Genomic DNA, 14,039 nt, shown 5'->3' with positions numbered 1-14,039 from the left:
ATTTAAATACTCTTAACTTTCAGTTTTTAAATTGAATTTTTAAAATCCTTTAAATAGTTCTCTAATTTCTTTTTCATTTTTGTTTTTCCTAGACATCTTCTGTTTGCTAGTAATGCTTCATATTGTTCTTTTTCTTTTACTGTTAATTTTTCTTTAAAACGTTTTAAAGAATCTCTTAAAACAACCAGTTCATCTAAATATATTTTTCTTGATGAAATTCTGTGGCTAATTTCTCCAATTTCAATATATGGAAGTCTATTAATTTTTCTTTTATCACTTTCCTGTTGTCTTATTTTATCTTTAATATGATTTCTAAATTTTGTTTTAAAATATGTATAAAGCAACTCTTCATTTGTTTCTATTTCAGGATTTTTTTGATAAAGTTCAAATAGAGTTAGCTGACCTTCCTGTTCCCAATCGTCTTTTTCCCATAATTGAATATAATATTCTTTTTCACATTTTCTTACAATATATTTTACTTTTTGATACATTTTATTAAATTCCATAAGCTCTCCTTTACTTTTATCTGTATTTTATAAAAATAAAGAAGCCCATTGGACTTTTTTTCTATTCTGCACGTTTTTTTAACTATTTGGTTATTATTTTTAACTATTTTGCCCAAATACACAAAAAAACTGCCACTTGGTGACAGTTTATCGATAGTCCGTACGGGATTCGAACCCGTGTTACCGCCGTGAAAAGGCGGTGTCTTAACCCCTTGACCAACGGACCATTTTTACAACATATTCTATTATACAGAATATTTTTACTCTGTCAACACTTTTTTTATAAAAAAAAGAAGGAAATATTTTCCTTCTTTTAAATTAGTTGTTTTCTTCTAATTTTGACTTAATTTCATCATATGATAAAGGTTTTGCTTCTTCTTCTAATTCATGCTCTGAATTTTCGGGCATTTTTCCTGTTTCGTATAATGATTTAATTTGAACACTATCCAAGGTTTCATATTTTAATAGAGCTTCAGCAATCAGTTTATGCGTTTCTCTATTTCCTTGAATAATTTCCGCAGCTTTATTACGGGCTTCATTCAACAGACCACGAACTTCTTCGTCAATTTCGTAAGCCGTTTGTTCTGAAATCATTTTTTGTGGGCTTTGAGCACCAAACATTGCATGATTTCCTTCATATTGAACAGGTCCAAGTTTTTCACTCATACCATATTCTGTTACCATCGCACGCGCCATTTGGGTTGCTTGTTCGAAGTCATTTGAAGCACCGGTTGTTTGCGAATTAAAAATAATTTCTTCGGCAACACGTCCTCCCATGAGCCCTGCTAATTGTTCTTTCATGTCTTCTTTAGAAAGTAACATTTGATCTTCTTTAGGAAGGGCAATCATGTAACCGCCTGCGCGACCACGTGGAACAATGGTAACTTTATGGACCACACGAGCATTTGATAAGACCAGACCAACGATCGTATGACCAGCTTCGTGATAAGCAACCATTTCACGTTCTTTTTGTGAAATCGTCCGATCTTTCTTAGATGGACCTGCAATAACACGATCTTCTGCTTCATCGATATCTGCAGCATCAATTACTTTTTTATTTCGACGTGCTGCAACCAAGGCTGCTTCGTTCAAAACATTTTCGAGATCAGCACCGACAAATCCTGGTGTCTGTTGAGCAACCAATTTCAAGTCGACATCTTGAGCAAGTGGCTTATTCTTAGCGTGAACACGAAGAATCGCCTCACGACCTTTCACATCTGGACGCCCAACCAATACTTTACGGTCAAAACGACCAGGACGAAGAAGGGCAGGGTCAAGGACATCCGAACGGTTAGTTGCTGCGATAACGATGATTCCTTCATTACCTTCAAAACCATCCATCTCAATCAAGAGTTGGTTGAGGGTTTGCTCACGTTCATCATTTCCGCCACCAAGACCTACACCACGTTGGCGCCCAACAGCATCAATTTCATCGATAAAGATAATGGCTGGTGCTGCTTTTTTAGCATCTTCAAAAAGTGAACGAACCCGGCTAGCACCGACTCCGACAAACATTTCAACGAAGTCAGAACCAGAGATACTGAAGAATGGCACCCCAGCTTCACCAGCTACTGCTTTTGCTAAAAGTGTTTTACCAGTTCCCGGAGGGCCTTCAAGAAGCACTCCTGCTGGGATTCTTGCACCCAATTTAGTAAAGCGTTTTGGATCTTTTAAAAATTCAACAACTTCAACAAGTTCTTGTTTTTCTTCTTCAGCCCCTGCTACATCTGAAAAACGAACTTTTATATCTTCTTTATTAGCAGCACGGGCTTTATTGCGACCAAAGTTCATGGCACCGCGGGCACCTCCGCCACCGCCTTGGTTCATCATTGAGAAGAAGAAGAACATGACGATAACAAATGGAACAATTGAAGTGAGAATTGTTATCCACATGCCACTTGAGCTCTCACGCTTGATGGTGATTTCTGCTTTGTGGTCAGCTGCTAATTTTTGTAATTCATTGACGGTGATATCAGATGGAAGGATGACACTAGTAAAGCGAGTTACTTTTTGAACACTTGGGGTAAAAAATTGAATTCCTGTATCTTCTTTTGATTCTTTTGCTTTATTATAGGTCCCTGCAATTTCAATCACACTACCATTTGGTTGGTAACTGATCGTTTTGACATTATCATTTTTAATTTCTTTGACCAATTCTGTGTAGTTGATTTGCTGACTTTGACCAACTCCATTACCCGCAAAAAAGTACTGGAATCCTGTCACAGCTGCTACAATAATCAACAAATACAGAAATGGATTTCGAACAAAACCGTTATTTTTTCTGTTATTCATCTAGTCTCCTCTATTTTGAGTACACTTCCTCTTTTAATACACCAACATAGGGTAGGTTACGATAATTTTCATCATAGTCTAAACCATATCCTACAACAAACTCATTTGGAATCGTAAAGCAGGTGTAATCTGCTTCAATCTCAACCAAACGTCCCTCAGGTTTATCCAGTAAGGTAGCAATCTTTACAGATGCCGCATTTCGTTCTTCAAAAAGTTCTTTTAGACTCTTGAGGGTTTTACCTGTATCGATAATATCTTCTACAAATAAAATATCTCTACCAGTAATATCTTGGTCGATATCCTTGATAATATTAATAATACCTGAGCTTGCTGTCCCACCATGATAACTTGAAACCAGCATAAAATCCAATTCAATATGTGTATCCACGTGATTGATCAACTCTGCCATAAATGGAACAGAGCCTTTCAAAATCCCAACAAAAATTGGATTTTTTCCTTGGTACTCTTTTGTTAGGGTTTCACCCAATTTCTTTGCTGCTTCTACAATTTCATCATGTGAAACCAATACTTTTTTTATATCTTTTTCTAACATGTTTTTACCTATCTATTTTTTGAATATAAAGACTATCTTTCATTATACCACTTTTTGAGGGTTGACTCAAATCACTCGTTACCAATCCCACTACAGAAAGAATATTATGATTTTGTTCTATAATGAGAGCCTTTTCCCGAAGAGAAATTGGAATTTTATGGTTGATAAACCACCGTCTTAATTTTTGATGGTGGCCATTAATAAGCAACTGATCTCCTTCCTTTCTCCCTCTAATTAAGATGGGGCTTTCGCGTGAAACAGAAAGAATTTCTACATTTTTCCCTACTAATAGTTGTCCAAAAGATAGTTTATAATTTGCAATTTCAAAGATATTCCCAAATTCTAACAAAAGCGGGAGGGGGTGGTCATCAGACTTTTGACTGATTTTTTGTATTTCAAAGAAATCATATTCTTGATGTAGTTCATAATTCGACTTTAAATAATGAACGCAATTTCTTTTTTTTCGCAGTAAATTTAATAATTCTTGAAACTGTACCCTACCAAGTTGCAAATCTGGAAATTGTGCCAGATACTCTTCTAATAAGAATGATTGTACAGAATCAGAATACGTTCTAAAAGAAGCTAAATCTTGAATAGTTAACTCGCTAGTCAATTCTTTCAATGCTTGGTGCCAATGAGTCACTTCCTCTGCTAAATAACGAAGACTTGCTTGTATTTGAGGATTTTCTTTTTCAAATTCTGGAAGGTATTGATGGCGTACACGATTGCGAAAATAATCCTGTGAGTCATTGCTACTATCTTCAAAGTGAGGGATTTTCATCAACTCATCTTTGGTAAAAGTTAACAAAGGACGGATTAGCTCACCCTTGCCAAATGGTTGGCGTACAGAAATGCCACTTAAGTGACGTAATTTAGTTCCTCGTATCAAGCGCATGAAAGTTGTTTCAGCTTGATCGTTTGCATGATGACCTGTTACTAAAGCGGTGCAATCCTCTTTCTCCATAATCTGTTTAAAAAAATCATAACGAAAGGTACGAGCTTTTGCTTCTGTAAAATCACCCGAATAGTGAGCCACATGAATACGTGTCTCTCGCCTATCAGCTAGCGTTCGAAGTTCACTTTCTTCTAAATCTGATTCTGGTCTTTGTCCATGATTGACATGAGCGAGTACCAGATGGATTTTCAATCGTTCTTTATTCTTATATAAAAGTTCATACAGATTCATTGAATCCAATCCACCAGATAAGGCAACCAAAACACGGCGATGGGGAGTAAATAGATCTTGTTTTTCACAAAACTCTAAAAATCGCTTTTCCATTATTTCAATACCTCATAGATATCTTTTGAAATGTTGGAAATCGTATCATAATTCGAATGATCTGTAAAAATGGCTATTACATAGGGTGAATTTGTGTATACAATCGCAACATCATGTCTAAAATCATAGGCATCTCCAATTTTATGAGCAACTTTTACTGGAATGTCACGCGCAATCCGTTGATCATCATATTTTGTCGAGGAGAGTGCATCAATAATAGGGCCATTTTGTTGATAGATAGCCTCCATGACATTGCCAGCCATTTCAGCGGATGCTTCTCTTTTTTCAACATCCCAATGTTTCTTTGCAATTTTATCCAAAGTTTTTTGGAAGTCTTGATCTGATTGATGAGTGACATAATAATTCAAGATATTATGTCCAACATTATCTGATTCTTTTGCAATTTTATCTACCAACTCTTGAACACTGTATTCTTTTCCATCTGGTGTTTTTGAAAGGCTACCACTTCCTTCTGGTTCATAGCCACCTTTAAAATCATTGACTTCTGGAATATATTTGTAGGTTGTAGTTGGAGAAATGGCTTTTTTATTAAGCTGTTCTTGGACATAGTACAAGTATGGTAATTTTGTGACACTAGCAGAATACATTTCTTTTTGCGGATTGATTCCAGCAGTATTTCCAGTCGTTAATTGTTTTACATAGATTCCATACGAAGGAGAATTGTATTTACTATTTAACAAGTCCTGGACTTTTTCCATTCGATTATCTTTTTCAGTAACGAATGCTTTGTTCACCCAACCCTGACCTTCAATCTCCACAAACTCATCTCGTAAAGTCTTAGCTGTACGTAAGACTGTCACTTTTGTATAAGGAGAAAGAGGTGTATTTTTTTCTTTTGTACCATTTATTAAGGGTCGGTCATACACTTTAAAACCAGGTTTTAGCCACATGTCTTGTTTTTTTTCTTGTGTTTCTTGCACAACATCAGAAAAAATGACAGAAGAATCTGCTAATACATATCCTTTATCTGCTATTTTAAAAACAGCTTTCCCTTCATCATTTACAAAGAGTTGTTCGATTGTAAACGGTGTGTTGGGGAGAATTTCTCCTTTTGCTTTTTTCAACTGAGGATCAGAAAAAACAGAAATTTTGCGATAGACATTAGGGTTCGCTGGAATTGAAGAAAAATAAAGTTCTGATGGATGAGCCATTGTCTGAGAAGACTCAGACTGCTCGATACTCGCTGCTTGAGACCCAATAAATAAAATTGGAACTAACAATAGGAGCAGAAATCGTTTAGACACCTGTATTCCTTTCATTTTCATCCTTTTGAAGTTTGATCATTTGGTTTTTCTTTTTTAATTCCTCTAATTTTTCATCCGAAAATTCAAGAAATTGTTTAACTGTTTGTAAGATATTTTCCATCGGTTATTGTGGGAGTAAATCTGGGATGGTATAAACATATTCACCATCTTTTGAAAAAGAATACTTAGCGCGTGCATATTTTGTTGCATAATCATCGTCTTTTAATTTTTTAGCGATGTCTTGTTGGTATTCTTTTTGTTCACTTGTTTCTTTATACTCTTTTTCCAACTGTTTGTATTGTTCTTTTTTATCTTGTAGTGATTGATAGCTCTGGGCTAAATTATATGTTGGAAGAATAAACAGTAACATGACCAATATCAAGACGAGTCCCATAAAACGATTGCGTTTTTTTCTTTCTTCTTCTAAAAAACGTTTTCGCTGGCTTTCGTCTTTGATATATTTATTGTTCATTTGAACGATATTTTTAGGCATCTTCTTCTATCCTTGTTTCACTAATTATTTCGTACATTTTGAATGCATCTTCTTTTTTTGTACTATCCAACATTTCCAAGACTTTAACCGTCAATACTTTATTTCCAAAACGAACTTCAATTTGATCATTCACTTTCAAATCCGTTGAACTTTTGGCTAATACTCCATTGACTTTGATTCGCCCTTTATCTGCAACTTCCTTTGCAACAGGACGACGCTTAATAATGCGAGAAACTTTTAAATATTTATCTAATCTCATACTGTCACCTCTAACATAGTATTGTATCATTTTTTATACATAAAATGCGAAAAATGAGCTAAGAACTGCTAGTTCTCTTCTTTTTCCTGTTTAATTTCCAATAAGGTTTGACCAAATTGCTTCAGAGCTTCTAAAATTTCAAAATCTTTCTTATTTCGAATATCAAAGATCACTTCAATCAATCCTTTTTCTTCTGCAATCTGTGCCTTTAACTGTGTCATTGATAGAGCTTTGAAATAATCCTGTGTTAAAAACAGTTGTTTGGCAATAGGTTCAAATTTCACTATCACTTTTTGTTGTTTTCTCTCAACAAGACGGACAAAGACTTGATCCAAGTAAGCTTTCACTAAACCAATTTCAAGTAGGTAGGCGACAACATCTGGGTATTCTCCAAAACGATCAATCAATTCATCTTGCAAGTATTCATAGTCCGTCGCAGAATTTATTTCACGAATTTGTTTGTAAATTTCAATTTTTTGACGTTGATCTGAAATATATTCATTAGGCAAATATGCATCTATTTGAAGGTTCAACTCTGCATTGTTCTTTTGCCTGCGATGCTCTTGACCTTGTTTCTTAGCAATAGCTTCTTCTAACAATTGAGAATACATTTCAAAACCAACTGAATCGATGAAACCAGATTGAGAAGCTCCAAGGATATTCCCTGCTCCACGGATCGATAGATCTCGCATAGCAATTTTAAATCCAGACCCCAACTCAGTAAAACCTTTAATAGCTTCTAAACGTTTTTCAGACACTTCTGTAAGAGATTTGTCTGGACGATACATCAAATAAGCATAAGCAATTCTATTGCTTCTTCCTACACGACCTCTTAGTTGATAAAGCGTTGAAAGTCCCATATGATCCGCATTTTCAATAAAGAGTGTATTGGCATTTGGAATATCCACACCTGTCTCAATAATGGTTGTCGTCACTAAGACATCGTATTCGCCATTAATGAAATCCAACAAGGTATTTTCTAAGCGAACTTCACTCATTTGGCCATGAACAAAGCCAATCGAAGCCTCTGGAATCAACTCTTTTAACTCGGATACTTTTTGCTCAATCGTATCTACCTTGTTGTAAAGATAGTACACTTGACCTCCACGATCCATCTCCCGCAACACAGCATCTCGAATAATAGTTGGATTGGTCTCTAGTACAAAAGTTTGCACAGGATATCGATTGGTCGGAGGTGTTTCAATGACAGACAAATCTCGAATTCCTAGCATAGACATGTGAAGAGTTCGAGGTATAGGGGTAGCTGTCAAGGTAAGCACATCCACCTTTTTTTTCAATTCTTTCAAGGTTTCTTTATGCTTCACTCCAAAACGTTGTTCTTCATCGATCACAATTAAACCTAAGTCTGAAAAAACAACATCTTTGGACAAGAGCCGGTGAGTTCCAATAATAATATCCACTCGTCCTTTTTTCAACTTTTCAAGCGTTTCTTTCTGCTCTGCCTTACTCTGGAAACGACTTAAAACAGCAACCTCTACTGCAAAAGATTCAAAACGCTCCTTAAAATTGGCATAATGTTGTTGGGCAAGAACAGTGGTAGGAACCAGCACTGCTACTTGTTTATGATCATTTACTGCCTTAAAGGCTGCTCGCATAGCGACCTCTGTTTTCCCAAAACCGACGTCTCCAACCAGCAATCGGTCCATCGGACGATTTGATTCCATATCTTTTTTGATTTCTTCAATGGAACGTAATTGATCATCTGTTTCAATATATGGAAAATCTTGTTCAAAAGCCTCTTGATTTTCATCATCTGAAGAATAAGCAAAGCCTTCTAATTGACTACGCTCCGCATAGAGTTTTATCAAATCATCCGCAATGTCCTCCACCTGTGTCTGAACCCTTTGCTTCGTTTTTTGGAAACGCCCATCGTTTAACTTATTAATTTTTGGCGTTTTTCCATCACTTGCAACGTATTTGGACAACATCTGAATCTGATCGACAGGAATCGAAATGCGATCTCCATTTTGATATTGAATTGAAACATAATCACGATGGACACCCGAAATTTCAATCGTTTCAATTCCCAAATATTGACCAATACCATGAACTTGGTGAACAACATAGTCCCCTTTTTCTAGTTCATTATAATTTTTTAGACGTTCTGCATTGGAAATATTTTGCCTGCGAATCTTTCGTTTGATCTTTTTCTGATAAATCTCTGATTCTGTAATGTAGACAATTTTTTCATCAACAAATTGAAAACCGTGAGCTAATCCTCCAACAACTAATTGACTAGCTTGAGGAATGATCGCATCTCCATCAATATAATCCAATCGAATCCCATACTCTTCTAAATTTTTATGGAGCTGTTGAAGATTGTGATGAGAAGTTGCTTGGACAATAACAGTATAGTTTGATTTTCGATACCGTTCAATTTCCTCTTTTAGTAAATCAAATTGTCCAAAAAACTCCTGCATGGGATATTGATTGAATTGATATAAATGATCAAACTTCAGATTTCCCAATCCTTTTTGAAAGTTTGAAAAATAAGTTGCAGGCGTATATTTTCGTAATGTTGTACTGGTATCTGCAAAATACACTTGGCGAGAAGAAGCTCTATTTTTATGTAAATCTTCCGTCAAGAGATTAGCTGTATCTAGTTCAAATCTCGCTATTTGATCGGCTATTTTTTGATAATCATCCAGAAAGACTGGAGTGTGTTTAGGAAGATAATCGAATAGAGTATATTGTTTCTTGTAAAAGAAACTAATAAATTTTCTAAGATCCGGATGGAGTTTCCTTTGAGAAATATCTCCCAGAATTTCTGCTAGATAAGATTTAAATTCTTTATTCGCGCTCTGTTTTTGCAATTGTTCTATTTGCTGCTGACCACGGATAAAATCTTCCTCTTGCAACAATAGATCACTCACTGCCTTCAGTTGAACTTCTTCAACATTTTCAACAGAACGCTGACTTTCTGGGTCAAAGATTCGGATTCCATCAATCTCATCTCCGAAAAATTCAATCCGATAGGGTTGGAGTTGTTCGATCTCAAAGATATCTAAAATATCTCCTCGTAGACTAAACTCTCCCTGTTGCAAAACTTGGCTCACCTTTTGATAGCCAATCTTCTGTAATGTTTCACTCAGAGTAGTTAAGTCTATTTCTTGACCAACCTTCAATTGAAAAATGCTAGATGCAAAAACTTTAGGAGAAGGTAATAGTAGTTTTATACCACTCACATTGGTCACAAGGATACCTTGACGATCCTCTTGACATAAAAAGTTCAAAGCCTCTAATCGTGCAAATTGCCTTTCTTGTGAAGCAAAAACAAATTCTGCTAAAGGGTTATCATCTCCCAAAAATGTATGGACTTTCTCTTCTCCAAGCAAGGCAATAAAATCACTGGCCAATCGTTCCGCTTCGTTATAACTGGAAGTGATGAGGACTGCTTTTTCAATAGAATCAAAGGCTGAAGCCATTACAATTGCCTTTGTAGTCGCAGACAATCCTAAGATCAATTCCCTATTAGTTTTCTGCAAACCTTGTTGCCAGGATAGAAGGTTGGAGTTTTGACTCACTAAATCAATTACATTCATCTACTTACCCGTTGTATTTCTGCATGCTTCTTTCAAAATTTTCTTCTACCAAGTAATCGTTAACCGCTTCTTCTACTCGATCGATTGTTTGTAGAATAGTGATGTAATCGTCTTTATCAAATTTTCCTAAGACATGATGAACAACTGACATGCCTTGCTTAGGTCTTCCAATTCCAATCTTAATTCGATAAAAAGTCTGAGTTCCAATATGATTGATAATCGATTTGATTCCGTTATGACCTCCAGCTGATCCTTTCGCTCGAAGACGAATCTTGCCAACTTCCATATCTAAATCATCGTAAATAACCAAAAGATCTTCAATATCCAGACCATAATAAGTCAGAAGGGCATGGACTGCTTTTCCACTTTCATTCATGAAAGTGGTTGGCTTTACAAAATAGACCTTTTCGCCATTCAAAAATGTTGAGGCGATATCAGCTTGAAAAATCTTATCATGGGAGAAAGTAAGATTTAAAGACTTTGCCATTTGATCAACTAACATAAAGCCTACATTGTGTTTGGTTTCAACATACTTATCACCTGGATTTCCCAATCCAACAATTAATTTCGTCATCTCTTTCCTTTCAAAACACTAAAAGGGTTGGAAATATTTTTTCCAACCTTTACATCTTTTTAACTCTCTTATACATTAAAACGGAATTCCATGATGTCCCCATCTTGGACAACATATTCTTTTCCTTCTTCACGCAAACGTCCTGCTTCTTTTACAGCCTTTTCAGAACCGTATTTAACCAAATCATCATAGGACATGGTCACAGCACGAATAAATCCTTTTTCAAAATCAGAGTGGATGATTCCAGCTGCTTGAGGAGCTTTCATGCCACGTTTGAAAGTCCAAGCACGCACTTCTTTTTCACCAGCTGTGAAATAAGTACCGAGTCCCAATAAATGGTAAGCTGCACGTGTAAGTTTATCAACTCCAGACTCTGTTAGGCCAATCGCCTCTAAAAATTCTTGTTTATCTGCATCATCCAGTTCAGAAATTTCTTCCTCAGCACGCGCAGAAATCACAACTACTTCCGCATTTTCTGTTGCCGCAAAGTCACGAATTTGCTTCACATAGTCAATAGAGTCTGGATCTGCAACAACATCTTCATCCACATTTGCTACATAAAGAACTGGTTTGGTAGTCAAAAGGAAAAGTCCCTTCACCACTTTTTGTTCTTCCTCTGTGAATTCAATGGTACGAGCTGATTTACCATCTTCAAGAACTGGTTTGATTTTTTGTAGAACATTAAATTCAGCAACAGAATCTTTATCTTTTTGTGTGCGAGCAATTTTTTCTACACGCGCATAACGTTTATTAACAGACTCTAAGTCGGCTAAAATTAATTCTAAATTGATGGTATCAATATCTGCCAGTGGATCGACAAAGGCATCTTCACGACCTTGCTCCCGCATGACATTTTCATCATCAAAAGCACGTACCACATGGACAATGGCATCTACTTCACGGATGTTAGCCAAGAATTTATTCCCAAGTCCTTCTCCTTTAGAAGCCCCTTTCACAATCCCAGCAATATCTGTAAATTCAAACGTTGTAGGAACCGTCTTCTTAGGAGTAATCATTTCAGTTAATTTTTGAAGTCGTTCATCTGGAACTTCTACCATCCCGACATTAGGATCAATAGTTGCAAAGGGATAGTTTGCGGCCTCTGCTCCGGCCTTTGTAATTGCGTTAAAAAGGGTTGATTTACCAACATTTGGTAAGCCAACGATACCTGCTGTTAATGCCATTTTTCTTTTTCTCCGTTCAAATTTCAATCTCTTTCATTATAACATAATTCAAAAGACAAGTGATGAAAAGAAATTCTGAATTATTACTAAAGTGTAACCTTTACTAAATAAAAAAATATGTTATAATCAAACTATTAATGATAAAGGAGTTTTATTATGAAAAAACTAAATTGGAAATCTATTCTTCTTTCTTTTGTTGCGATTTTTTCTCTCTTGCTATTGGGTGCTTGTGGAAAATCAGTAGAAAAAACTTATATTCAAAGTATTAATCAAGATAGAAAATCAGACGTTCGTATTACCATAGAACATCAGGGAGATAAACTAATCAGTACTGATTCTGTAAGTACAGTTTATTACAAAGGAGCTGGTGTGTCAAAGGATGAAATAAAAAATCTCATTGCTAGTTACGATGAAGAATTCAAAGATGTAAAAGGGTACTCTCATTCCGCAGAATATAAAGATGAATATTTTGTAGAAAAAACGACTATTGATTATACAAAAGCAGATTTAAAAGTATTGCAAGAAAAAAAATTAATCACTGAACAAAAAAGTAGCAAAATTGACTATATTAGCTATGAAAGTATCTTAAAATCTTTTAAATCTATTGGTTTCAAAGAAGTTAAAAATGGAAAATTTGAAGAATTAAAATAATCGAAAAGGTTCAGTCACATATGTGACTGAACCTTTTATAGTACTTTCTTCATTTTTTGTTCAAAATCATGGCGACTCATCATGACCACATGATCACAATTGCTACATTTGATTTTTATGTCTGCACCAAGTCGCGTAATTTCCCAACGATTTGCCTTCTTGCCTGTTTCTTTAATCACACAAGCGTGAGGCTTTTTCATTTCTACAAAATCACCTAACGTATACATGATTCACCTTTGTTAATTTGTGCGAACTGGCGTAATCAATTGAATGAACCCTTGTTCATTTCCTTCTGGAACCAATGTAAACGGTCTAACAGAAGAAATAAAACGAATAACAACTTGTTCACTGTCAATAGCTTTGAGCGCCTCAATCAAATAAGTTGGATTAAAGCTAATGGACAGATCCTCTCCTGAAACGGCGCTCGTATCGATCTCTTCATTTACTCGCCCAACTTCTGGTGAATGAACGTGGGAAGAAACCACTCCATTTTTGAACTCTAATTTAACCGTTCCGTTTTGAGTCGCATTTGAAAGAAGACGAGCACGCTCCATTGCAAATCGAAGGTTGGCTACATTGAAGGTTGCCTCTGTATTGAATTCTGTTGGAATGAGACGGTCTGTATCAGGATAATTTCCTTCTAGCAAACGGGTATAGAAACTAATGTGTTCACTTCTAAATAGAATTTGATTGTTAGCAAAGAAAACTTCAACTGTTTCAATATCATCAGAAAAGACAGAGGTGAATTCACGAAGAGAGCGACTTGGGATGACAACATCAAAGTTGTCTCCATTTTTATCCAGTGTAATCACTTTTTGACTCATACGGTGAGAGTCTGTTGCTACTGTTTTTAGCTCTTTATTATCCGATAGAACAAAGTGAACACCTGTCAAAATTGGCCGACTTTCTTGTACACTTGCTGCAAATGCCGTTTCATTAATTAATTGTTTTAATAATTTTGTTTCCAAAACTAATGGATTACTTGCAGCAATTTCTTGAATACGTGGATATTGATCTGCATCTTTTCCTTTAAGTGTAATTTCTGATTTTCCACTTGTTAAAAGAACCTGTTTTTGTTCAATCTCTTTAAAATCTAAAGTAACATCTGGTAAACTTGAAACCACATTAATAAAGAAAGTTGCTTCCAATAAAATAGAACCTGGAGAGGTCACTAATAAACCAGCATTTTCATCTTTGATAGAAATAAAGTTTTCAATCGAAATTTGGCCATTCGATCCAGATAAGGCAACTCCTTCTGGAGTTACATCAATTTTAATCGTGGAAAGGATTGGGATAGCATTTTTTGAACTGATCGCTCTTTTTGTAGTATTTAATGCTTGTAAAAATAAAGTTTTGTTAATAGAAAAATTTATCATGGTCATTCCTTTTATTTATTTTATGATTAGTAAGTTAATAGTAA

14 protein-coding genes and 1 tRNA gene are annotated in these 14,039 nt (G+C 35.5%); 1 reads left to right on the top strand and 14 read right to left on the bottom strand.

What is annotated here, in order from left to right; genetic code table 11:
* Nucleotides 1-26: 26 nt before the first annotated feature.
* The 12 genes from O3602_RS08110 to ychF all read right to left on the bottom strand — a co-directional run bounded on the left by O3602_RS08110 (nt 27) and on the right by ychF (nt 11,968).
* On the bottom strand, nt 27-506 hold the full coding sequence (locus O3602_RS08110) for a hypothetical protein (protein ID WP_003010759.1): 480 nt from the start codon (nt 504-506) through the stop codon (nt 27-29).
* Between the two features lie 154 nt (nt 507-660).
* Nucleotides 661-732, bottom strand: a tRNA-Glu gene (locus O3602_RS08105).
* Between the two features lie 92 nt (nt 733-824).
* Nucleotides 825-2,798 carry an ATP-dependent zinc metalloprotease FtsH gene (ftsH, locus tag O3602_RS08100; RefSeq protein ID WP_371611482.1) on the bottom strand — a complete coding sequence of 658 codons (1,974 nt, stop codon included), beginning with the start codon at nt 2,796-2,798 and terminating at the stop codon, nt 825-827.
* 10 nt (nt 2,799-2,808) lie between these two features.
* The gene (hpt, locus tag O3602_RS08095; protein WP_003018402.1) at nt 2,809-3,351 is read right to left on the bottom strand and encodes a hypoxanthine phosphoribosyltransferase; all 543 of its coding nucleotides are present in this window, start codon (nt 3,349-3,351) and stop codon (nt 2,809-2,811) included.
* Nucleotides 3,352-3,355: 4 nt separating this feature from the next.
* Nucleotides 3,356-4,630 carry a tRNA lysidine(34) synthetase TilS gene (gene tilS / locus O3602_RS08090; protein WP_003010757.1) on the bottom strand — a complete coding sequence of 425 codons (1,275 nt, stop codon included), beginning with the start codon at nt 4,628-4,630 and terminating at the stop codon, nt 3,356-3,358.
* Nucleotides 4,630-5,895 carry a serine hydrolase gene (locus O3602_RS08085; protein ID WP_270300094.1) on the bottom strand — a complete coding sequence of 422 codons (1,266 nt, stop codon included), beginning with the start codon at nt 5,893-5,895 and terminating at the stop codon, nt 4,630-4,632. Before O3602_RS08085 ends, tilS begins: the two co-directional genes overlap by 1 nt.
* Nucleotides 5,888-6,016: an SP_0009 family protein gene (locus O3602_RS08080; protein ID WP_003002204.1), complete on the bottom strand. Its 129-nt coding sequence runs from the start codon at nt 6,014-6,016 to the stop codon at nt 5,888-5,890. The genes O3602_RS08085 and O3602_RS08080 overlap by 8 nt, the downstream gene beginning before the upstream one ends.
* Nucleotides 6,017-6,019: 3 nt before the next feature.
* Nucleotides 6,020-6,388 carry a septum formation initiator family protein gene (locus O3602_RS08075; protein WP_003010764.1) on the bottom strand — a complete coding sequence of 123 codons (369 nt, stop codon included), beginning with the start codon at nt 6,386-6,388 and terminating at the stop codon, nt 6,020-6,022.
* Nucleotides 6,381-6,647 carry an RNA-binding S4 domain-containing protein gene (locus tag O3602_RS08070; RefSeq protein WP_151379375.1) on the bottom strand — a complete coding sequence of 89 codons (267 nt, stop codon included), beginning with the start codon at nt 6,645-6,647 and terminating at the stop codon, nt 6,381-6,383. The genes O3602_RS08075 and O3602_RS08070 overlap by 8 nt, the downstream gene beginning before the upstream one ends.
* A 68-nt stretch (nt 6,648-6,715) precedes the next feature.
* Entirely contained in the window at nt 6,716-10,210 is a 3,495-nt protein-coding gene (mfd, locus tag O3602_RS08065) for a transcription-repair coupling factor (protein ID WP_151379376.1), read from the bottom strand.
* 4 nt (nt 10,211-10,214) lie between these two features.
* Nucleotides 10,215-10,784, bottom strand: coding sequence for an aminoacyl-tRNA hydrolase (gene pth / locus O3602_RS08060; RefSeq protein ID WP_003002186.1), 570 nt, complete (start codon nt 10,782-10,784; stop codon nt 10,215-10,217).
* Nucleotides 10,785-10,852: 68 nt separating this feature from the next.
* Nucleotides 10,853-11,968 (bottom strand): redox-regulated ATPase YchF, encoded by a 1,116-nt coding sequence (gene ychF, locus O3602_RS08055; RefSeq protein ID WP_003009244.1) that lies wholly within the window; start codon nt 11,966-11,968, stop codon nt 10,853-10,855.
* Between the two features lie 156 nt (nt 11,969-12,124).
* Between ychF and O3602_RS08050 the strand changes: the two genes are divergently transcribed.
* Entirely contained in the window at nt 12,125-12,619 is a 495-nt protein-coding gene (locus tag O3602_RS08050) for a DUF1307 domain-containing protein (RefSeq protein WP_151379378.1), read from the top strand.
* A gap of 35 nt (nt 12,620-12,654) precedes the next feature.
* Here the strand turns inward: O3602_RS08050 and O3602_RS08045 are convergent, their stop codons facing one another.
* Both O3602_RS08045 and dnaN read right to left on the bottom strand, forming a co-directional pair.
* The gene (locus O3602_RS08045) at nt 12,655-12,846 is read right to left on the bottom strand and encodes a DUF951 domain-containing protein (RefSeq protein ID WP_003002008.1); all 192 of its coding nucleotides are present in this window, start codon (nt 12,844-12,846) and stop codon (nt 12,655-12,657) included.
* Nucleotides 12,847-12,858: 12 nt separating this feature from the next.
* Nucleotides 12,859-13,995 (bottom strand): DNA polymerase III subunit beta, encoded by a 1,137-nt coding sequence (gene dnaN, locus O3602_RS08040; protein ID WP_003010786.1) that lies wholly within the window; start codon nt 13,993-13,995, stop codon nt 12,859-12,861.
* Nucleotides 13,996-14,039: the final 44 nt, after the last annotated feature.

The sequence above is a fragment of the Streptococcus sp. 27098_8_186 genome (assembly GCF_041432055.1).
Lineage (GTDB): Bacteria > Bacillota > Bacilli > Lactobacillales > Streptococcaceae > Streptococcus > Streptococcus dentalis.
This window is presented reverse-complemented; position numbering and strand designations above follow the sequence as displayed.

What these genes read in the sequence shown, in the direction of transcription:
- O3602_RS08110 (WP_003010759.1), bottom strand. Translation starts at nt 506, where the DNA reads ATGGAATTTAATAAAATGTATCAAAAAGTAAAATATATTGTAAGAAAA.
- ftsH (WP_371611482.1), bottom strand. Translation starts at nt 2,798, where the DNA reads ATGAATAACAGAAAAAATAACGGTTTTGTTCGAAATCCATTTCTGTAT.
- hpt (WP_003018402.1), bottom strand. Translation starts at nt 3,351, where the DNA reads ATGTTAGAAAAAGATATAAAAAAAGTATTGGTTTCACATGATGAAATT.
- tilS (WP_003010757.1), bottom strand. Translation starts at nt 4,630, where the DNA reads ATGGAAAAGCGATTTTTAGAGTTTTGTGAAAAACAAGATCTATTTACT.
- O3602_RS08080 (WP_003002204.1), bottom strand. Translation starts at nt 6,016, where the DNA reads ATGGAAAATATCTTACAAACAGTTAAACAATTTCTTGAATTTTCGGAT.
- O3602_RS08075 (WP_003010764.1), bottom strand. Translation starts at nt 6,388, where the DNA reads ATGCCTAAAAATATCGTTCAAATGAACAATAAATATATCAAAGACGAA.
- O3602_RS08070 (WP_151379375.1), bottom strand. Translation starts at nt 6,647, where the DNA reads ATGAGATTAGATAAATATTTAAAAGTTTCTCGCATTATTAAGCGTCGT.
- mfd (WP_151379376.1), bottom strand. Translation starts at nt 10,210, where the DNA reads ATGAATGTAATTGATTTAGTGAGTCAAAACTCCAACCTTCTATCCTGG.
- pth (WP_003002186.1), bottom strand. Translation starts at nt 10,784, where the DNA reads ATGACGAAATTAATTGTTGGATTGGGAAATCCAGGTGATAAGTATGTT.
- ychF (WP_003009244.1), bottom strand. Translation starts at nt 11,968, where the DNA reads ATGGCATTAACAGCAGGTATCGTTGGCTTACCAAATGTTGGTAAATCA.
- O3602_RS08050 (WP_151379378.1), top strand. Translation starts at nt 12,125, where the DNA reads ATGAAAAAACTAAATTGGAAATCTATTCTTCTTTCTTTTGTTGCGATT.
- O3602_RS08045 (WP_003002008.1), bottom strand. Translation starts at nt 12,846, where the DNA reads ATGTATACGTTAGGTGATTTTGTAGAAATGAAAAAGCCTCACGCTTGT.
- dnaN (WP_003010786.1), bottom strand. Translation starts at nt 13,995, where the DNA reads ATGATAAATTTTTCTATTAACAAAACTTTATTTTTACAAGCATTAAAT.